Annotated in this window: 19 protein-coding genes and 2 pseudogenes; 13 read left to right on the forward strand and 8 right to left on the reverse strand. The window is 42.3% G+C overall.

Features of this window, described 5'->3' with window-relative positions:
* Window positions 1–40: 40 nt before the first annotated feature.
* Window positions 41–1,234: an MFS transporter gene (locus tag OCV44_RS20165; RefSeq protein ID WP_139686034.1), complete on the reverse strand. Its 1,194-nt coding sequence runs from the start codon at window positions 1,232–1,234 to the stop codon at window positions 41–43.
* Window positions 1,235–1,391: 157 nt separating this feature from the next.
* Here OCV44_RS20165 and OCV44_RS20170 point away from each other — a divergent pair, with 157 nt between their 5' ends.
* From OCV44_RS20170 to OCV44_RS20190, 5 genes are all read left to right on the forward strand, one after another.
* Window positions 1,392–2,741, forward strand: a complete 1,350-nt coding sequence (locus tag OCV44_RS20170) for a D-serine ammonia-lyase (RefSeq protein WP_139686035.1) — start codon at window positions 1,392–1,394, stop codon at window positions 2,739–2,741.
* Window positions 2,742–2,902: 161 nt separating this feature from the next.
* Window positions 2,903–3,682 carry a hypothetical protein gene (locus OCV44_RS20175; RefSeq protein ID WP_139686036.1) on the forward strand — a complete coding sequence of 260 codons (780 nt, stop codon included), beginning with the start codon at window positions 2,903–2,905 and terminating at the stop codon, window positions 3,680–3,682.
* A gap of 288 nt (window positions 3,683–3,970) precedes the next feature.
* Window positions 3,971–4,369, forward strand: a complete 399-nt coding sequence (locus OCV44_RS20180; protein ID WP_139686037.1) for a hypothetical protein — start codon at window positions 3,971–3,973, stop codon at window positions 4,367–4,369.
* A 187-nt stretch (window positions 4,370–4,556) separates the two neighbouring features.
* Window positions 4,557–4,961, forward strand: a complete 405-nt coding sequence (locus OCV44_RS20185) for a hypothetical protein (protein WP_139686038.1) — start codon at window positions 4,557–4,559, stop codon at window positions 4,959–4,961.
* Between the two features lie 296 nt (window positions 4,962–5,257).
* The gene (locus OCV44_RS20190; protein ID WP_135443654.1) at window positions 5,258–5,884 is read left to right on the forward strand and encodes a LysE family translocator; all 627 of its coding nucleotides are present in this window, start codon (window positions 5,258–5,260) and stop codon (window positions 5,882–5,884) included.
* Window positions 5,885–6,018: 134 nt separating this feature from the next.
* Here the strand turns inward: OCV44_RS20190 and OCV44_RS20195 are convergent, their stop codons facing one another.
* Window positions 6,019–7,401 (reverse strand): MATE family efflux transporter, encoded by a 1,383-nt coding sequence (locus OCV44_RS20195; protein WP_139686039.1) that lies wholly within the window; start codon window positions 7,399–7,401, stop codon window positions 6,019–6,021.
* A gap of 375 nt (window positions 7,402–7,776) precedes the next feature.
* On the opposite strand from OCV44_RS20195, the gene OCV44_RS20200 reads away from it, so the two are divergent.
* Both OCV44_RS20200 and OCV44_RS20205 read left to right on the forward strand, forming a co-directional pair.
* Complete coding sequence (locus OCV44_RS20200; RefSeq protein ID WP_170213754.1) at window positions 7,777–8,301, forward strand: hypothetical protein; 525 nt, start codon at window positions 7,777–7,779, stop codon at window positions 8,299–8,301.
* A 168-nt stretch (window positions 8,302–8,469) separates the two neighbouring features.
* Entirely contained in the window at window positions 8,470–9,216 is a 747-nt protein-coding gene (locus OCV44_RS20205) for a hypothetical protein (protein ID WP_139686040.1), read from the forward strand.
* A 255-nt stretch (window positions 9,217–9,471) separates the two neighbouring features.
* Here the strand turns inward: OCV44_RS20205 and OCV44_RS20210 are convergent, their stop codons facing one another.
* From OCV44_RS20210 to OCV44_RS20235, 5 genes and pseudogenes are all read right to left on the reverse strand, one after another.
* Complete coding sequence (locus OCV44_RS20210) at window positions 9,472–10,524, reverse strand: IS91 family transposase (protein ID WP_139686321.1); 1,053 nt, start codon at window positions 10,522–10,524, stop codon at window positions 9,472–9,474.
* A complete protein-coding gene (locus tag OCV44_RS20215) occupies window positions 10,521–11,408 on the reverse strand; it encodes a tyrosine-type recombinase/integrase (RefSeq protein WP_139686322.1) in 888 nt (295 codons plus the stop codon). Before OCV44_RS20215 ends, OCV44_RS20210 begins: the two co-directional genes overlap by 4 nt.
* A 219-nt stretch (window positions 11,409–11,627) precedes the next feature.
* A complete protein-coding gene (locus OCV44_RS20220; RefSeq protein WP_005377002.1) occupies window positions 11,628–11,918 on the reverse strand; it encodes a type II toxin-antitoxin system RelE family toxin in 291 nt (96 codons plus the stop codon).
* Window positions 11,908–12,156 (reverse strand): type II toxin-antitoxin system Phd/YefM family antitoxin, encoded by a 249-nt coding sequence (locus OCV44_RS20225; protein ID WP_004730320.1) that lies wholly within the window; start codon window positions 12,154–12,156, stop codon window positions 11,908–11,910. Before OCV44_RS20225 ends, OCV44_RS20220 begins: the two co-directional genes overlap by 11 nt.
* Window positions 12,157–12,594: 438 nt before the next feature.
* Window positions 12,595–13,619 (reverse strand): annotated as a pseudogene (locus OCV44_RS20235) (IS110 family transposase).
* Window positions 13,620–13,785: 166 nt separating this feature from the next.
* On the opposite strand from OCV44_RS20235, the gene OCV44_RS20240 reads away from it, so the two are divergent.
* The 3 genes from OCV44_RS20240 to OCV44_RS20250 all read left to right on the forward strand — a co-directional run bounded on the left by OCV44_RS20240 (window position 13,786) and on the right by OCV44_RS20250 (window position 15,351).
* Window positions 13,786–14,241, forward strand: a complete 456-nt coding sequence (locus tag OCV44_RS20240) for a YhfG family protein (protein ID WP_246091860.1) — start codon at window positions 13,786–13,788, stop codon at window positions 14,239–14,241.
* Window positions 14,234–14,836 (forward strand): putative adenosine monophosphate-protein transferase Fic, encoded by a 603-nt coding sequence (locus OCV44_RS20245; protein ID WP_139686199.1) that lies wholly within the window; start codon window positions 14,234–14,236, stop codon window positions 14,834–14,836. Before OCV44_RS20240 ends, OCV44_RS20245 begins: the two co-directional genes overlap by 8 nt.
* A gap of 164 nt (window positions 14,837–15,000) precedes the next feature.
* Window positions 15,001–15,351: a cupin domain-containing protein gene (locus tag OCV44_RS20250; RefSeq protein ID WP_139686200.1), complete on the forward strand. Its 351-nt coding sequence runs from the start codon at window positions 15,001–15,003 to the stop codon at window positions 15,349–15,351.
* A 32-nt stretch (window positions 15,352–15,383) separates the two neighbouring features.
* Here OCV44_RS20250 and OCV44_RS20255 read toward each other — a convergent pair.
* Window positions 15,384–15,863, reverse strand: a pseudogene (locus tag OCV44_RS20255) (transposase); the annotation flags it as partial.
* A gap of 127 nt (window positions 15,864–15,990) precedes the next feature.
* Between OCV44_RS20255 and OCV44_RS20260 the strand changes: the two are divergent.
* The 3 genes from OCV44_RS20260 to OCV44_RS20270 all read left to right on the forward strand — a co-directional run bounded on the left by OCV44_RS20260 (window position 15,991) and on the right by OCV44_RS20270 (window position 17,628).
* Window positions 15,991–16,242, forward strand: coding sequence for a type II toxin-antitoxin system Phd/YefM family antitoxin (locus tag OCV44_RS20260; protein WP_139686201.1), 252 nt, complete (start codon window positions 15,991–15,993; stop codon window positions 16,240–16,242).
* Window positions 16,239–16,499 carry a Txe/YoeB family addiction module toxin gene (locus OCV44_RS20265; protein ID WP_139686202.1) on the forward strand — a complete coding sequence of 87 codons (261 nt, stop codon included), beginning with the start codon at window positions 16,239–16,241 and terminating at the stop codon, window positions 16,497–16,499. The genes OCV44_RS20260 and OCV44_RS20265 overlap by 4 nt, the downstream gene beginning before the upstream one ends.
* 631 nt (window positions 16,500–17,130) lie before the next feature.
* Window positions 17,131–17,628: a DUF2867 domain-containing protein gene (locus OCV44_RS20270; protein WP_139686205.1), complete on the forward strand. Its 498-nt coding sequence runs from the start codon at window positions 17,131–17,133 to the stop codon at window positions 17,626–17,628.
* Window positions 17,629–17,711 lie beyond the last annotated feature (83 nt).

The following is a 17,711-nucleotide window of genomic DNA, read 5'->3' on the forward strand; positions in this document are numbered from 1 at the left end:
AGCAAGAGAGACGCAAAAACAATCACTGTTCTGTGCTCGTTTAAACGCTGACCTTTTTGTCTCTGGCTGCCAGTGCCGCGAATATCGTGCAAGCAAATGCAACGGATGCAATCAGAAGAATAGGAACACTCCAAGAGTCTGTCTGTGAATGAAGCTTACCAACCAGAGTCGGACCAGTCGCTGCTAAGGCATAACCGATCCCTTGAGCCATACCCGAAAGCGAAGCGGCTTGGCTGCTATTCGATGTACGTAAGCCAACAAAAGAAAGCGCGATAATAAAGGTCGAACAGTTAGCCAATCCAAACAGTCCTACCCAGAAAATCGCAAACTCAGGCAAATACAGAAGGCCAATTAATCCAATAAATACACTCGAAGCACAAAGTGTAATGAGCCATTGTTGGTTATCGCTTTTTCCTAAGAACGGCAGTAACAGCAATCCCGGGACCATGGTTGAAAACTGTAGGAACCCGTAGATGTAGCCTGCATCGATCTCGCTGTAGCCAAGATCGTTCAGGATTTGTGGTAACCAGCCCGCAAAAGAGTAGAAGGTAAATGAGTTAAGCCCCAGCGCCAACGTCACTTGCCACGCAAGGCCACTCTTAATCATCTTTTTCATTGGAAGAGGTTTGTCGTCTTGCTTCTTATTCGTTGCAGAAGAAGAACGTTTTCTGATTTTTGGTAACCAGATCATCAAGGCTAATATTGGAAATAGGAGGTTCATTACCAGCGCTAGCTGCCAACCAGTAAACGTGAACAAGGTAAGCTCTGAAAACGGAACCATCAGACTTGAGCCTAACGTCGAACCAACTCCCATCGTAAAGATATACAAAGAAGTCACAGTAGCGATGCGTGTTGGGAAGCTGATTTTGACCACAACCGGCAGCAACACGTTACCAATCGCGATACCAAGGCCGATCATCACAGTACCTATGTATAAGGTCGAAATAACTCCCCAAGATCGCAGTGTTATGCCTGTCGTGATCAGCACTAATGCTAACAACAGGCTAGGCTCAAGGCCAATTCGTTGGGATATCTTGGTGACGAATGGCGAAAACAAAGCGAACGTTAACAGTGGCAAAGCTGTCAAAAATCCGGCCGCTGAAGAGTTAAGATTGAGCCCTTCCATAACCTGAGAAAGCACCGGAGCCAAGCTTGTAAAAGGCCCGCGAAGGTTAAGTGAAAGGAATAGAATTCCTAACATGATGAAAATACTGTTACGAAGTGAGACGCTCATAGATCGTTCTACTGTGTGCTTATGAGAAGAGAGGCTAGCCTACAGAGGATTGAATGATTAAACAAATACCGTTTTAATAGGCTCAAAACTAAATGTTTGTACGAGCGCAGATTGCTGTGTACCAGAGATGATGGTGCTATACCGGAGAAGCTCACCCATGACTGAATTGAACCCAAAAAGTGAATTAAATATAGATAAGCTCACCAGCGATTTTCCGTTGTTAAAGCAACTTATAGCGCTAGAAGAGGTGAATTGGTTTAATCCGAACATCACGACATTAGAGCAAGGTTTACCCTATGTGGGGTTAGGCGAGAAAGACATTAATGGTGCGAGTCTGAGATTGCAAAGGTTCGCTCCTTATCTTGCGAAGGCATTCCCTGAAACACAGGTGACCAATGGCATCATCGAATCTGAGCTTATTGATATACCATCTATGAAATCAGTACTAGAGGATCATTATCAGTCATCAATCAAAGGGCGCTTGATGATGAAAAAAGACAGTCACTTGCCGATTTCAGGTTCAATCAAAGCCCGTGGCGGTATCTATGAAGTACTAACGCATGCCGAGAAGCTCGCCATTGAAGCTGGGTTACTGTGTGAGAGCGATGACTACAGTAAGTTGCTAGAACCTGAATTTCGTAACTTCTTCCAACAATACAGTATTGCCGTAGGTTCAACGGGTAACTTAGGCATGTCGATTGGCATCATGAGTGCCAAGTTAGGCTTTACGGTATCCGTTCACATGTCTGCTGACGCCAGAGAATGGAAGAAGAACAAACTGCGTGAGCATGGTGTCAATGTGGTTGAGTACGAGCAAGATTATGGCGTTGCAGTAGAGCAAGGTCGCAAAGAAGCGGAACAAGATCCGAGTTGTTTCTTCATTGATGATGAAAACTCTCAAACTCTGTTCCTTGGCTACTCGGTGGCAGGGCAAAGGCTCAAACAGCAATTTGAACAACAACATATTTCAGTGGATAAAGAACACCCATTGTTTGTTTACTTACCATGTGGAGTCGGTGGCGGCCCCGGTGGTGTCGCATTTGGCCTAAAGATGGCTTTTGGTGACCATGTGCACTGTATTTTTGCTGAGCCGACTCATTCGCCTTGTATGTTGTTAGGTGTCCATACCGGCTTACATGATGAAATCGCGGTGCAAGATCTTGGTATCGATAACCTGACCGCAGCAGACGGGCTTGCCGTTGGTCGTGCTTCTGGTTTTGTTGGTCGAGCTATGGAACGTTTACTAGACGGCTATTACACGTTAACCGACGAACGTATGTACCACTTGCTCAGTGAATTGAATAAAGCGGAAGGCATTCAATTGGAGCCTTCTGCACTGGCGGGGATGCCGGGTGTGATTCATGTTGAACAGAATAGAGAATATCTTGCTCGTCTAGATATTGATGAGTCGGTGCTAGCCAATGCAACACACCTTGTATGGGCGACTGGCGGAGGCATGGTGCCACCACCAGAAATGGCCGCTTACTTAGCTAAGGCATCGGTGTAAATTGGATAGAAAGACGGACGCTTGTGGATTATTGGTGAGTTTAAACGAAGCAATAACTTACGCAGATCGTTATATCAAGCACATATTTTATAAATTAGGCTTCATAGGTGTTCTAACTATCAGTTAGCTTGAGTGGCATTCAATTTGATAGGGATAGAGCGATGCAAGCACAACAGCCAAATACACCAAAAAAACTCTTACAGCGTCTAGATGCGATTGGGGAATCTTTGAAAGCTTCTGGTAAGGCGCATGCTTTATTAGGGCTAGGTTCTGTTGGCATTGAAACGGAGCGATTGGATCAGTATTCAGACGTTGATTTCTTCGCGATAGTGCAAACGGGGCACAAGCAATACTTCTTAGACAGCTTGCATTGGTTGTCTGACATTCTTCCAATCGACTATGCCGTAAGGAACACCATCGATGGCTACAAAGTACTTTATGCCGATGGAATATTCTGTGAGTTTGCGGTATTCGAACCACACGAATTAGCGCATATTCCATTTGCTGAAGGTCGTATTGTTTGGCAGGAAGCCGACTTTGATACTCAGTGCTGTGTGCCACCTGTAAAAGGTGTCGCTGAAACGAATTCTCAAGAATGGATCATCGGTGAAGCACTGACCAATCTTTATGTGGGCATGAGCCGATATAATCGCGGTGAGAAGCTTTCTGGCTCTCGCTTTGTTCAATCTTACGCGCTTGATCGTCTAATCGATCTTGTCGATCAAACTGAAACGTCTGAGCCAGAATTCGTCGATGAGTTTATGTCAGATAGAAGGCTAGAAGCGCGCTTTCCTAAGTTTGCTAAGTTATTGCCAACGTTCACACAAGGCTATGACAGAACGGCTGAATCGGCGCTCGCTCAATTGGCGTTTTTGAATACGCACTTTTCAGTCAATCAAGCCATGTGTGACCGAATCATCGGCCTGTGTACGCGCCTATAACGAGTTAATCCTAAGTTCTATTCCCGGGTGTAGGTCCCCCGTATTATTTGGCCGATAGCGATACTTTCAACAGGCCAAACATCGAGTATATGAAAGGGCAATTACTTGATTATAAAAAGTTTACAATACTAAGGAATTTAGCCACTAATTACTGGCTTGGATGTAAAGAAAGTCAATTGATTTGAATGGAAATTGCAATTGATTTATAAAATCATTTTTATGAATGATTTTTGGGATTTGTGTAGTTAAGCTTGGTCTCAAAACCTATATTAAAGTCATGGTAATTGAATGAAAATTAACGTTCTACTCCCTTTACTACTTCCAGCTTTGGTCTTGTTGTCTGGTTGTTCAGATGTGGTAAGCAGTGAATATTCGACGTATGAAAAAGCTAAAGAAGAGCGCTTGTTCGACAGAGGCTGGTTACCCGATATTCTGCCTGAATCCACTTTGAATATTAAAGTCAGCAACGATCTTGATAGTAATACGTCAGAAGGGAGTTTCATCATCAATGAACCAGCGCTATCGAAATTCATTGCGATGCTAAAGCCTACAGAATCGGCCGATGAATTTCACTTCATCGAAGGCGCGAATATGTGGGTGTTTAAGGTGGGGGATGATAGTTTAGTTTCCTACTCACTTGTATCCGACTCACTTGTTTCCTCCAAACGACATAGGCGTGAAGACTAGTTACATTCGAGACCTTGATAGCAATCTGATTTAGGTCTTTAGTTGTTCGGCTTAATCACTAAAGCTGTACGCTTTTCTTTACTCTTTCAAAACACCACTTTTCACGTTTGCTCTGCTAATCACTGGATGTAGTCAATCAAATAAAATACAATCGAACGATGTTTTATTAATTTCGTATTTTATCATTATGATGAGAAACTCACTCACATTCATCGTTAGCTTGTTTTTCTTAACGGCTTGCTCGACAACGAGTAAAGCGCGAATCGAAGAGCAGACACTGAGCAATGAAAACACTTTGTCGAACACTGTCGAAGAAGATACGAATCTAAACGTCATTGCTGAGTCTAGTGATGAAAAAAATGCTGATCTATCATATATAAATGCAAAGGCTGAAGCTGAGTCAATTGATGCTTCTCAAGTAAACGCTAAACAAGCGACTGAAGATAAAGTAGAGACCGACAATGAAAAAGGGCTTGGAAGTTACCTATTACTTAACAACGAACCGACTAAGAAAGTCATAAAGTCTTTAGAAGGTGTGACAGATACATTGAATATTCTGACCTTTGGAATATTTGCCACGGGTAACGGTTAAGCAGTTAAAGAATCACAGTAATCAAAAATGATTAAATGAAATGATGAAGGCGAGCCAAGTGGTTCGCCTTTTGGTTTCTTAACGAAAAAGACGTTGGGCTTAGGACGAGGACTAGGCGAAAGTTTAGCAGGGGAAATGACGTGTGACACTTATTCAAAACATGAGTTGTGTGAATCGTTTTTAGTCAAAACGCTGTTAGTCAAATATGCCCTTAGACAAAAACGTTCTTTACCCGAATCGGAGCTCCGTGATACGTTCAAAACTTATAATGTTGAATGATATTTGAGGGACGGCAGATGTCACTAGAAGGCGCAGTTACATTCTTTATTGCTATGTTTATATTTGGTATTACTCCGGGACCTGGCGTATTTGCGATTTTAGCTCGTGGTATGGTTCATGGATGGCGCAAGTGCATCACGCTTTCGTTAGGTATGATTTGCAGTGACCTTATTTATCTTACGCTCGCCTGCTTCGGCCTAGCGACCATTGCCGAGAATTGGTCGTTTGCTTTTGAGGTGATTCGTTACCTTGGTGCGGCGTATTTAATTTATCTTGGGTACAAGATGTTTAAAAGCCTACCTGAAGTGCAAGGCTCAGCGGAACTCGCTGCGAAGCAAAGTCAGAAATCAGAACTCGCAAGTTTCGCACAAGGCTTTTTGATTTCAGCATCAAACCCTAAAGTGATTCTATTTTATATTTCGTTCTTGCCGACTTTCATTGACCTGACGGTTTTACGCTCACAAGATATCGTCTTGGTTTCCGTTTTAGCATTTGTTGCTTTGATGTCCGGTGTCATGCTGATTGCGATGGGGGCTGGCAGAATGGCAAGTTTACTTAAAACGCCACGCGCACATAAAAGACTAAATCAAAGTGCTGGTGGAATAATGATTGCGGCTGGATCATATTTGGCGATAAACAGATAAACAGATAAACAGATAAACAGACAAACAGATAAACACAGTTCAATTTAAATAGAAAAAGCGCGTTATTGCCTTGTGGCAGTAACGCGCTTTTTTGTATTTACTTTCAGGTGCGGTATTCGCTTACTAGAGCAGTATTAGCGAATTGCTGCGTTAATTGAAGGCAGTAAATCGCGCTTCTTAATCACGTATCGCAAGCGAATTAACATCAGCGTAGCAGAGATACTTAAGCCCGTAAGAATACCAATCCAAAATCCTTCTTCACCCATTGCTGGAACAATGTGGTCTGTTAGTCCGAGCACCATGCCGAGTGGTAGTGCCAAGCCCCAGTATGAAGCGATGGCTAACATCATCGGGATCTTAGTGTCTTTATAGCCACGTAATGCGCCATTAGCAGAGGTTTGCAACGCATCGCTGAATTGATACATAGCAGTAAAGGTCAACAATACCGCTGCTGTCGCGCTTATTGCAGGATCGGTAGTGTAGAGCCTAATGATCCACTCAGGGAACAACAGGAACATCGCAACTGAAAGCAACGATACTAACGCAGCAACCAAGATACCAACTTTACTACGTTCAATAGCGCCTAGTTCGTCTTTCTCACCCAAAGCGTGACCAACACGAATCGTAATGCCAAACGAGATACTCATCGGAATCACGTAAGTTAGGCTCGATATATTCAGAGCGATTTGCGCAGCTGCTACATTCTCTGCACCAATACGGCCAATCATCAATGCGATTACCGCAAAGATACTGCCACACACAGCGATGTTCATCCCGATAGGTAAACCTAACCTTAGAAGGTGAAGCATCTCTTTTGCTTTTGGCTTCGCATCTGAAAAATTGATGATGGTCTTGTAGTGGTGATGACCTTTAATGTAGGAGTACAGCATTCCCGACATTAGCCAATACACCAAACTTGTCGCCCAACCACAACCTACAGCGCCCATTTCAGGGAAGCCGAACTTACCGTAGATAAGCACGTAGTTAACGGGAATATTCACCAACAAACCAACCACAGAAATGATCATTGGCACTTTGGTGTTGTTCATACCCTCACAAAAGCCATTCAAGGTGTAAAATAGGGCAATACCCGGCACACCGAAGGCTAGGGCAAACGCATAGTCGCTACCAATTGGAATGATCTCAGCGGCAACCCCAATCCATTCTAGGATCGGTTTCGCACTTACTAAGTAAGCGATAAGTAGCACACTCGCTATTAATGCCAACCAAACCATCTGGAAGAATTCAACAGAGATACTTTGGAAGTCACGGGCCCCGCGATGGTAAGCGACAACAGGCGTTAAAGCCATAATCACACCACGTAACAGTAGCAACACCGGAATCCAAAGGCTGGTACCAAGTGCAATAGCGGCGAGATCGGCAGGGCTCACTTGGCCAGCCATTGTCGTATCGACAAATCCCATCGCTTGGGTCGCTATTTGAGTCAAAATGATTGGAACCGAAAGGTGCATAAGCGCACCCGATTCACGAGTAAAAGGACGAAATTTCGTTAGCATGGAAGTTCACAACACCAATATAAATACACGAATGATGGCAGGATGGCCGGTGTGTATTTTAGGATGTGCCCCGTTGGGCGGGCGACAATATAAACACCTTACCGTATAGGGTCAAGCTTTGGATTTATAGGGGCTAATCTGCTCTGGAAGAACGCCAGATTCACATGGTTTAGATACTGTTTCTATGCACATAACCCAATGATTTTAATATGAATAATACTAGATAGAAAGTTTCTATATTTGCCTGTTGAATTTCAATGCGCACATCATAAGTCACTGTTATGGATGAACTAAATTTAGTACAATTGATGGCATAAGAAACTAGATAGAAAAATTCTATATTTAAATGCAGAATTTTTCTGTCTAAGAACTGTTATGCCTTTTTCTGGTGAGAATAATGTAATGGATAAAACAGTATTAATTTCAGTTGTTTCGGCAAGTTCAGCTCTTGCTGGTGTACTAGTTTCTCAATTTGCAGTTTTACTGAAGGAGCACTTAAATAAAAAACATCTTAAAAATGTACTACTTCGTGAAAAGTATGAACAATTGATGGATTGTATTCAGGAATCCTTAGTCTGGAGTGTTGAGGCTGGTGAATGCAAAAGTATGGATGAAATAACAAAATACGGTGTAAATATACCGGCAAGAAAAGCTTTTTCATTATCGCTAATATATTTTCCTGAGTTTCGAGATGCATGTGCCGATTTTCAAAATTATTACGTTGCTCATTATGAAGTCCTAATCAAAAGTTATCGAAATGATGTTTCATATGGTTTTAGTACTCAAGCTGCTGCGCACAATCGTGAGGCCTTTGAAAGAACGGGAGAAAATATTGCTTTAGCTAGACAAGCATTAGATGAATTGGTTGTTTTGTATTCACATAAATATGCACAGGCATAACAAATGCATCAACACGATTTGCTACACTCGGCGTTGTCAGTTTGCCTTTAGTTTTAGTGATTAAGGCAGTAAAATTCAGCTATGTCTGTATCGTAGCAAACGTGTTATGCAGGCGTTAGGCTTCCTGTCTCCTCCATGTTTAGTTCACTCTTTAAACGGGATGTAATAATGAAAGACATCAATAATATTATTGATAAAGTAAAATTAGGCATGAGAAAATCTTACATTGATACCTTGTATTTTACGGATTCACCAGCAAGTCAGTTTGGTGCTGAATATGTCTTTACCGTTAATGTGGCGAAAGAAATCGCCGCTTTAAATGGTTACTATGCTGATCCATTTGAAATATATATAGAGAAAAATGTTAAGCAATTGGCGAAAGATTGCTTAACCCCAGTTAAATGGGGGCATCCATTAAAAAAACATTCGACTATATTTCGAAAAGGCACTCCATTTATTCAAAGAACGGGCAGGGTAGATATTGCAGTATATAAAGAACAATACCCTAATAATATATTTGGAAAATCACCATTTTGTGTAATTGAGCTTAAGAGCTTTAATCCGACACGTAATTTAGTAATTAAAGATTTAAAGAGAAATGCGGAATTTTTGAGAATCACAGGGGATACAGGCAACTCTTTAATGAAAGCTGGTATTTTTTCATCAGTACACAGTTTTTCTAAAACAAATGATAGTCAAACCGTAGAAACAAACCTTAGAAGTTTAAAGCAAAAATACGAGGGCTGGACCTCAGAGGTTGGAGGTTTGTCTGATTTATCCATAGAAATTGAGACATTTACGTTAAGTAAAGAGCTTGAGGGAAGGGTTATGGATGATGTTGATGGGTGTTATGTAGATAGCGATTCAAAACACCATTTTGTTGGTGTTGTGGTCGTGTTGAAAGTAAAAGCCTAACAAATAAGGATTAAGGTGTTGCGCAGCCAACACTAAATCCCAAGTGTTGAACAAGCCCGAAGCCACTTTATTAAGTAAATTGTACGATTGTATTTGAAGGGCACATCGCTTTGAGGCTTTTCTCAAGGCGAGCGAGGTCAAGATAAGGTTGCGATAGCAATCTTATCAACCAGTTAGTTATTTTCTCTTTCTTTCGTCGTCACGTATCCTCTGTTTTCGTTGATGCCATTCTCCTTATTATCAAATGCCTTTCGGCTAGATGGGTCGACTCACTCCAACGTACGCCATCTCATGCTCACAGCAAGGGCATACTCGTATCGCTTTGGTCCTTATCGGTGCGGTGAGTGGCGGCATCATATAGAGTAAGTTCAACAGCAACAGCTGAATACGGGCTCTTAAGGCGTGTGCTTGACCACGTAAAAAGCCGTAGTCTCGAACTCGTTGTAACCCTTTGGGGAGCACGTGTTGCAAAATGAGCAGCAAGAACTTGAGAGTCGGCAAGGTGCGCGTTCGCCATGCTTTGGTTTGGCTCTCTTTATAGCGGAACGTGACCGTATCATCGGTGATATGGATGATGTCTTCATCAGGCAGCACACCGCGATAGAGATAGCGCGACAAATAGCTCAGTGCAGACTGACCGTAACCAACCTGCCTACAATCGACCACCCATTGTTTGGGAATGCCACTCGGCAGCCACAATGTTGGGTGTTGATTAATGGCCTCTAGCATTCTTGCTCGCCAGATTTTGGCTAAAGCAAATGCGTTAAAAAGGTAATGCTTGTTGCCTTTGTGCCATGTTTGCCTTGATGCATCGTATTGGCCTGCCGCTACGATAATGTGCAGATGTGGGTGCAAGTTTCGTTGTCGGCTGTGGGTATGCAGCACGGCGGTAAAACCAAGTTCACCTTGCATCTGTCTTTTCGCAAAGTCCTTTAAAACCCCCGATGCCACCTTAAACATACCGTTATATGTCGCTCTAGGTTGATGTCTTGCTAAGACTCTTAGTTGATACGGCAAAGTGAAGGTCACCATGAAATAGTGAACAGGTAACCGCTTTTGCTGTTGACGTTGTAGCCAGTCAGAAGTGGTGCGTTGTTGGCATTGAGGGCAGTGTCGGTGACCACAAGAAAGCGGTAATCGGTCGTCGTGATGACAGTGACTACAGAACCATTGTGAGCGACCTTGTTGCTCGGTCTTGCAACGGAGCATCGCCCTAATGGCCCGATGCATATCGCCATTCATCTGAGTATGATAGTGACGCTTAAGCGCACGGTGATGTTGGCGAAGCAGCTCAATGAACGTACTCATTTCATGCTCCCTGTTAAGTCTAGAGCATCCGTTAATTGGTTGATGGCCATCGCCGCATCACGCTGCTTTATCTGAGTTATTCGGGTGTAACGGGCTGTGGTGTTGAGGCTTGCGTGACCCAGCAGCGTTTGCAGTGAACGCAGGTCAAGCCCTTGCTCAAGTAGGTGCGTTGCAAAGCAGTGTCTGAGAGAGTGGGGGCTGGCGTGTTTTTGGATGTCACACTCTTTGAGCACAAGCTTCATGGTTTTTTGAATGCCGCCTCTGTCCATCGGTGCGTTGTCACCTTTTCTAAGCCCTGGAAACAGTAATCGCGGGTGCTTATGGCTGAGCCAATGCACACGAAGAGTTTTAAGCGTTCGCAGAGGAAGCGGCACCATTCGGTCTTTCCCGCCTTTTCCTTCCCGTATGTGAACGCGCATTGTTTGGCTGTCGATATCATGAACGGTGAGGTTAAGTCCTTCACCAAGGCGTAATCCCATACTGTAAAGGGTCAAGAAAAACACTTGATAACGAGCCTGTCGCGTATGGTTAATCAGCGAGCTGACTTGTTGCGGTGTGAGTATGTCGGGCAGTCTTTTCACTTGTGGCGGCTTCACGATATTGAGCCATTCCCACTGTTTACCCAGCGTGTAGCGATAGAAGAACTGCAAGCCATTACGATCGAGTTTTATGGTGCTCCACGAGTGGGTTTGGATAAGAGACGCGAAGAACTGTTTGAGATCTGCCGTGGTTAACGTATCAGGAACGCGATCGAAATGAGCGGTGATCCGACGAACCGCACGAGAATAGGCATCAATGGTCGCAGGTCGTTTACCTTGTAGCTTTAGGTTGGTAAGGTGTTGTTCATAAAGGGTGTTGTAGCGTTTTAAGTCATCGGGTTTCATGGGCTTACTCCTGTCAACGACCATCAGGGTGATGGTGTTACAAGAGTATGGTTCGCACTCGTTTTACTCTGCCGCGTAGCGGCTTCGTTCAACAAACAATTTAAGACGGATTCTAACAAACGCTTGGCATTTTTAGCTTGGTTTAGTTGCGTGTTTAAGGTGTTTTAATTGAGCGAGGTGGCAGGTTTGTTAGCCACTTAGCTAATCGTTATACCGCAATCAATCATCTAACCTTTTCATAGCTTTACGGTAAACATCGCTACGTTCGCGTTTTCCGACTGCTAAGACGGTTACAATGATGACATCGTCTTCAACTTTGTAGACGAGACGGTAGCCCGATTGGCGAAGCTTAATCTTATACATGTTGTCAGCTCCAGAGAGTTTTGAAGCCGGAACATGCGGGTTATCTAAGCGCTCGATTAGCTTTTTCTTAAATTGTTGTTGAAGCGTTGAGCCAAGCTTTTTCCACTCTTTGAGTGCGCTCTTTTTAAAGTCGAGTTTATAGGTCATCAATATTTACCGAAATGCTCTCTTCAGATTCACGCTCTTTCGCAATAGTTAGTAGTTCAAGATCTTCGAGTCTGTCCATCATCATTTCGTACGCTTCGGCTGGTACGCAATAAAATGCTGGCTCATTTCGGTTCAGTACAGCAACAGGTTCACCGTAAGCACTAGTTGCAACTTTCATAGGGTTAGCTTTTAATTCAGTAATGCTTGCAGCAACATCGGCTAAAATTCTAGTGGTCATGTAATAGGTCTCTTAAGTGGTCTTTGTTTTGGTCATTTTAGCCTCAACCAAGCGGTATAACAAGTTGCTTAAGAGTGATTCGCAACGCTTGGCATTTTTGCTAGGCGTTGCGATTTGTGTTTAAGGTGGTATGCGGGGGCTTCGGTATTGCGTTGCTCACACCTTAACAGGGCTACATGGATTCCCCCGGTTGTCAAACATCCGCTAAACTTATGTTGATGGGTTTTGGACTGCCGCTCTACATTCGGCCTACTTATCGACGATTCGCATACGTCGTGGCCCTGATGACTTGCGCGACTGCGGTGCCTTATTCGTTAGATGACATCTAGTGTGTCCGCCGCATTAACAGGCTCTCCGCAAGTGGTCTTAACCTATCTCCATCATTAGCGTCTGCAATGACCCGGTGGGGTTAACTCTTTATGCTGCTTAGTTTTTTACTTAATCAGCATAGTTTTCGTATTCTGTTTGATTGTGCAAAAGCGACCATATAATTCGTGCGTTCTTCGCGGCCAGTGCCACTATTGCTCGGTTCATTCCTCTTCGTTCTAGAACGCCACGACACCACTGACTTAACTTATCTTGCTTGTCGCCAAGGTTGGCAATCACGGTCCTTGCGCCGTGAACTAATAGTGTTCGTAAATATTTGTCACCGTGTTTGGTTATCCGACCTAAGCGAGGCTTTCCTCCCGTCGAATATTGTTTTGGTACGAGTCCTAGCCAAGCAGAGAAATCACGGCTTTTATCAAATTGAGAGCCATTACCTATCGAAGCGAGTATCGCTGTTGCAGTTTGCGGCCCGATACCTCGAACCTTCATCACTCGTTGAACATTAGTGCTGACCTTAGCAAAAGAATCAAAGACTTGTTCAGTATCGGCGATACGTTGATTCAATTCACCAAGGTGGTGATAAGCATCGGCAATCACCGTTCTAGCTAGATGTGGCATTTCATTTTCTGCATCTTCGAGTATTAAGGGAACCAGTTTCATCAATGAAGAGCGACCAACGGGAATGATCAATCCGAACTCAGAAAGTAGGGCGCGCATGCGATTCATAAGCGCGGTGCGTTCACGAACCCAATGCTCTCTTATTCTATGTACCGATAGGATGGCTTGTTGCTCGGGGGACTTAACAGGAACAAAGCGAGTAGATGGACGCTGAACAGCTTCGCAGATAGCGACTGCATCATTAAGGTCGTTCTTCCCTTTAGTTCGATAAGGAATTACGTATTTAACAGCCATAATGCGGGTGTCGTGACCCAGTTTATTGAGTGTTCTTGCCCAATAATGTGCACCACCACACGCTTCAACGCCTATACGTATGAGTGGCATATTTACTTTTTAGTCAGTAGTTTAGAGTGGGTTACTGACTTATGAAGTAAGACCTTACCATTTTGGTCTACGGCATGAAGGCTAAAGTGGTTTTTAGCTAGGTCGATACCGCAGAAATAAGAATAATCAGACATGGTGCCTCCGGTGCATTTAAGCACCACATAAGTGTGGCAGATCCTCGGAAGGGGGAATCCATGTCATTCGTTAACCGCTTCTTTATTAATTTAGTTTTCAAATATGGTAATGATTCCCTTTGAGTAGTAGACTAATATTATTTCCGCATAAATGTGCGAGGTAAGCATGAAGTACGAATTATTAGTTTTAGCTGCAATGACACGATTGGAATCTCCAAATACTCAAGCTATCGTGGCTGCAACTGGGATTTCTGAACGTAAAGTACAATCCGTAGTTAACTCATTAGTTGAAAATTTAGGCTTAAATATTCAAAGAGAGCGCCAAGGTCGAACCTTTCGTTTTTCTATTAACAGCTGGGGTGTCTTTGAGTCAGGAAAAACGATTCAATCTCAACTTAATGAGATTGATTTAGTTATGCCAAGTAATTCAATACTTTCTTCTTACGAAGAAAAACATGCCTATTTCGAACAAGTTAAAATGGATAACTTTAAAGAAAGTATGCGTTTAGAGGGACATGATGTTGCTAGTGATTTCGATTTATCACTCGATAGAGAGCAACAACGTCAAATTTTGTTAAACAAATACTCAAACGTAAATTCGTTAGAGGCGCTCAATGGCTGATAAATATGGCACAACACAAGATCCTTATACTTACGAAAATAGTACAGTTCTTGTTAATAAGCTCAATATCAGAAATGAAGCCGTATTAGAGGCTGCTGAACGTGATTTAACAACGTTAGCTGCAATGTATGTGGAGTTTCAATTACCCCCTTACGATTTCAGCTACCTGCGTTCAATTCATCAAAATTTGTTCTCCGATCTATTTGAATGGGCAGGCGAACTAAGAACGATTGATATTTCAAAGGGAAATACACGTTTCTGTAATGTAGTTAGGATTGAAAAAGAAGCGAATAATCTGTTTTCAATGTTAGAAAAAGATAAGTATTTAGTGGATCTACCATACGATGAATTTCTAACTAAATTAGCTGAGTATTATTGCGACATTAACGTTCTACATCCATTTCGAGAAGGTAATGGTCGTGCTCAGCGTTTGTTGTTTGAGCATATTGCAATCAACTGTGGTTACAATATTAATTTTGTTGGTATTACTTCTGAGCAGTGGGTAGCCGCAAATATCCATGGTTATCATTGTAATTATGTGCCGATGAAAGAGCTGTTTTCTGTTTGTGTAACTAAAGCTGAAAAGCGCAGTTAACAATCGCATCAACACGATTTGCTACACTCGGAATTTTCAGCTTGGTTTAGTTGTGTGTTTAAGGTGTTTAAATTGGGTGAGGTGGCAGGTTTGTTAGCCGCTTAGCTAATCGTTATTGCGCTTTGCATACCTGTGGAAAGTAATAAGAAAGGAATTCTAGAATAATGATACGTAATTTTTACACTTGCGATAAAGAAGTGGATGAAAACAGTCATGATGGAAAAGGCTCAATAGACATCTATCGTGCGTTCAGGCGTAAGGACTTTGACGGTCCTTGGGATTTCGCTATTCGTGTCGTTATGCCGCCGGGAAGCTCTATGGGCGAACATACTCATGGAGACGATGAAGAAATGTATATCATTTTGAAAGGTGAAGGCACTATGACCATTGAAGGTATAGAAAGAAAAGTGGTTTCAGGAGACATGATCGTTAATAAATGTTTTGGCACACATGGTTTAGTTAACACATCAAGCAATGATATTGAGCTGTTAATAATTCAGGCAAGTCTGAAGTAAATCGCAATAACAAACGACTATGGCGTCAATGATTAGTTTTTGGCTGTACTTTCATCCCACATGGCGCCATCTATCAGCATAGAATTAAGGGTCACAACCATCTTTCGAACACACGCGATTATTGCGACTTTCTTTGGCTTTCCGGCAGCTAAAAGTCGAGCATACGTCGCTTTGAATACGGGGTTACATTGCATGGCTGACATCATTGCCATATATAACACTGTGCGTACTTGCGTTCGACCGCCTTTGATCACGCGCTTATCTTTGTAGCGCCCACTTTCGCGTGTTATTGGAGCGACACCAATCAGTGATGCTGCTTGTTTATTCGTGATGTAACCAAGTTCAGGTACGTTACTAATTATTGGTGCGGCGGCAATGTTTCCTATTCCTGGGACGCTTTGCAATATTGTGTTTTTAGCCTGGTATTCAGGACTATCTTCAATGAGTTTAACGAGCTTTTGTTCTAACTTGGTGATTTGATTTTTTATCGTGTTTAGCATTGGTTTGATGTTAATTCAGTAGGGCACATCTTATTGTCGGCGTTAACTGCTTTTTTGTTACCTGTGCAATATATTGTACACTTTGTTTTTATGATTTATACTTGTTCAACATTAGGTACAACTCAACAAAGAGATAATTATGCGTATAGTTTCTTTTACTGAAGCCAGAAATGGTCTTAAATCTGTTCTTGATGGCGTGGTTAATGATGCAGACTGCACAGTCATCACTCGTCGAGATTCTGAAGACGCGGTTGTAATGTCTATGGACTACTACAATAGTTTAATGGAAACGATATATTTATCACGTTCTCCTGCGAATGCTGCTCACTTAAACAAATCAATTACTCAATACAATGAAGGTCAAACTACGGAAAGAGATTTACTTGAATGAGTCGAATGTTAGCGTGGACTGATGAAGCGTGGGATGATTATTTATATTGGCAAGGACAGGACAAGAAAACCCTTAAACGTATTAATAAGTTAATCACAGATGCAAAGCGTTTACCATTTGAAGGCATTGGCAAACCTGAGCCATTGAAAGAAAACTTAGCTGGTTTTTGGTCACGCAGGATTGACGATACAAATAGACTAGTTTATGCAGTGAATGATTCACATTTGACGATGATTTCTTGTCGTTATCACTACTAATTGAATCGCAGTTAACAAACGATTATGCCGTCAATAACTAATTTTTGGCGTTGTTTTCAGCCCGCATGCTAGGGGGAATCCATGTCATTCGATAGAGGATCAAACGACAAGAGCTAGGGTATTTTGCGACAGTTATGGCGCTTCGTTGGCTCAGCGGGAACAACTCGCAGATTATATGGTTATCCGCCTAAACGCGCTAGTAAGCTTCATGCGCCAAGGGGCAGCCAGTGGCAGCGAACAATTTTCTGAGAATATCGAGCATGGTCATCTTCAATCTTATCTTGATGATATAAAATACATTATCGACAATAAGCAAAAAATTCAGCGCGCGTTGTGCAACTAACAAACACTCCAAACATACACAAAAACGTGTGGCGTTTTTAGTTTGCGTTGAGTTCTGTGTTTAAGGTGTTCACGTTGTTCGCATCTATGTTCTTTCAATGTAACGACTTGTATGAAGGACTCATGCGTATCTAAGTCAATGAAAATTATGCTATCGTTATTCGCGCTAGCCTCCAAATTTAGTCGTTTGACATACTAATTATGGCTATGGCTTTAAGCTAACCCACGGTATTGAAGGCTAGTACCTTTCGTGGGGGTCATTATGTCTATGCCTTTTGACGGAGAGTTTATGTCTATACCCAAGAAATCAATATTGAGCGAATATTCCAAAAATTCATATTTCTGTGATAGTTTTTCGAAAAAAATAAAATACAACAATCAAACTGCTATTGAAGTGTTTCTTGAAATAGCCGCTCAGACACCGAGTTGGATTGCATTTCTGATGTCTATGAGAAACTGGGTTGTATCTAAACTCGGTTTAAAAAATTTGGGTGGTCTACAAGATGTATCTCGAGAGAAATTAGGTTCAGAATATGTAGTAGGTGAACGAGTCGGTATTTTTACGCTGGTCAGTTCAACTGAGAATGAAGTTGTATTAGAAGACTGTGATAAACACCTCGATGTCCGAGTTTCTTTTCTTATTGAGCCTGAAGGAGAAACTGCAATTGTTCACGCAAATACCGTGGTTCATGTGAACAATGTGTTTGGTAAGATCTATATGTTCTTCGTTACGCCATTTCATAAAATAATAGTACCAAGCTCCCTGAAAGGACTAGAACAGGCATAATAAATTGTTCAAGTAGGCAGCTAACGTTTGGCTATTTTGATTTGATTTGCCGTATTAAGTGGTAAATTTAGATTTAATCTGCA

This window comes from Vibrio tasmaniensis (assembly GCF_024347635.1).
GTDB lineage: Bacteria > Pseudomonadota > Gammaproteobacteria > Enterobacterales > Vibrionaceae > Vibrio > Vibrio tasmaniensis.

What these genes read in the sequence shown, in the direction of transcription:
- OCV44_RS20165 (WP_139686034.1), bottom strand. Translation starts at nt 1,234, where the DNA reads ATGAGCGTCTCACTTCGTAACAGTATTTTCATCATGTTAGGAATTCTA.
- OCV44_RS20170 (WP_139686035.1), top strand. Translation starts at nt 1,392, where the DNA reads ATGACTGAATTGAACCCAAAAAGTGAATTAAATATAGATAAGCTCACC.
- OCV44_RS20175 (WP_139686036.1), top strand. Translation starts at nt 2,903, where the DNA reads ATGCAAGCACAACAGCCAAATACACCAAAAAAACTCTTACAGCGTCTA.
- OCV44_RS20180 (WP_139686037.1), top strand. Translation starts at nt 3,971, where the DNA reads ATGAAAATTAACGTTCTACTCCCTTTACTACTTCCAGCTTTGGTCTTG.
- OCV44_RS20185 (WP_139686038.1), top strand. Translation starts at nt 4,557, where the DNA reads ATGATGAGAAACTCACTCACATTCATCGTTAGCTTGTTTTTCTTAACG.
- OCV44_RS20190 (WP_135443654.1), top strand. Translation starts at nt 5,258, where the DNA reads ATGTCACTAGAAGGCGCAGTTACATTCTTTATTGCTATGTTTATATTT.
- OCV44_RS20195 (WP_139686039.1), bottom strand. Translation starts at nt 7,401, where the DNA reads ATGCTAACGAAATTTCGTCCTTTTACTCGTGAATCGGGTGCGCTTATG.
- OCV44_RS20200 (WP_170213754.1), top strand. Translation starts at nt 7,777, where the DNA reads ATGCCTTTTTCTGGTGAGAATAATGTAATGGATAAAACAGTATTAATT.
- OCV44_RS20205 (WP_139686040.1), top strand. Translation starts at nt 8,470, where the DNA reads ATGAAAGACATCAATAATATTATTGATAAAGTAAAATTAGGCATGAGA.
- OCV44_RS20210 (WP_139686321.1), bottom strand. Translation starts at nt 10,524, where the DNA reads ATGAGTACGTTCATTGAGCTGCTTCGCCAACATCACCGTGCGCTTAAG.
- OCV44_RS20215 (WP_139686322.1), bottom strand. Translation starts at nt 11,408, where the DNA reads ATGAAACCCGATGACTTAAAACGCTACAACACCCTTTATGAACAACAC.
- OCV44_RS20220 (WP_005377002.1), bottom strand. Translation starts at nt 11,918, where the DNA reads ATGACCTATAAACTCGACTTTAAAAAGAGCGCACTCAAAGAGTGGAAA.
- OCV44_RS20225 (WP_004730320.1), bottom strand. Translation starts at nt 12,156, where the DNA reads ATGACCACTAGAATTTTAGCCGATGTTGCTGCAAGCATTACTGAATTA.
- OCV44_RS20240 (WP_246091860.1), top strand. Translation starts at nt 13,786, where the DNA reads ATGAAGTACGAATTATTAGTTTTAGCTGCAATGACACGATTGGAATCT.
- OCV44_RS20245 (WP_139686199.1), top strand. Translation starts at nt 14,234, where the DNA reads ATGGCTGATAAATATGGCACAACACAAGATCCTTATACTTACGAAAAT.
- OCV44_RS20250 (WP_139686200.1), top strand. Translation starts at nt 15,001, where the DNA reads ATGATACGTAATTTTTACACTTGCGATAAAGAAGTGGATGAAAACAGT.
- OCV44_RS20260 (WP_139686201.1), top strand. Translation starts at nt 15,991, where the DNA reads ATGCGTATAGTTTCTTTTACTGAAGCCAGAAATGGTCTTAAATCTGTT.
- OCV44_RS20265 (WP_139686202.1), top strand. Translation starts at nt 16,239, where the DNA reads ATGAGTCGAATGTTAGCGTGGACTGATGAAGCGTGGGATGATTATTTA.
- OCV44_RS20270 (WP_139686205.1), top strand. Translation starts at nt 17,131, where the DNA reads ATGTCTATACCCAAGAAATCAATATTGAGCGAATATTCCAAAAATTCA.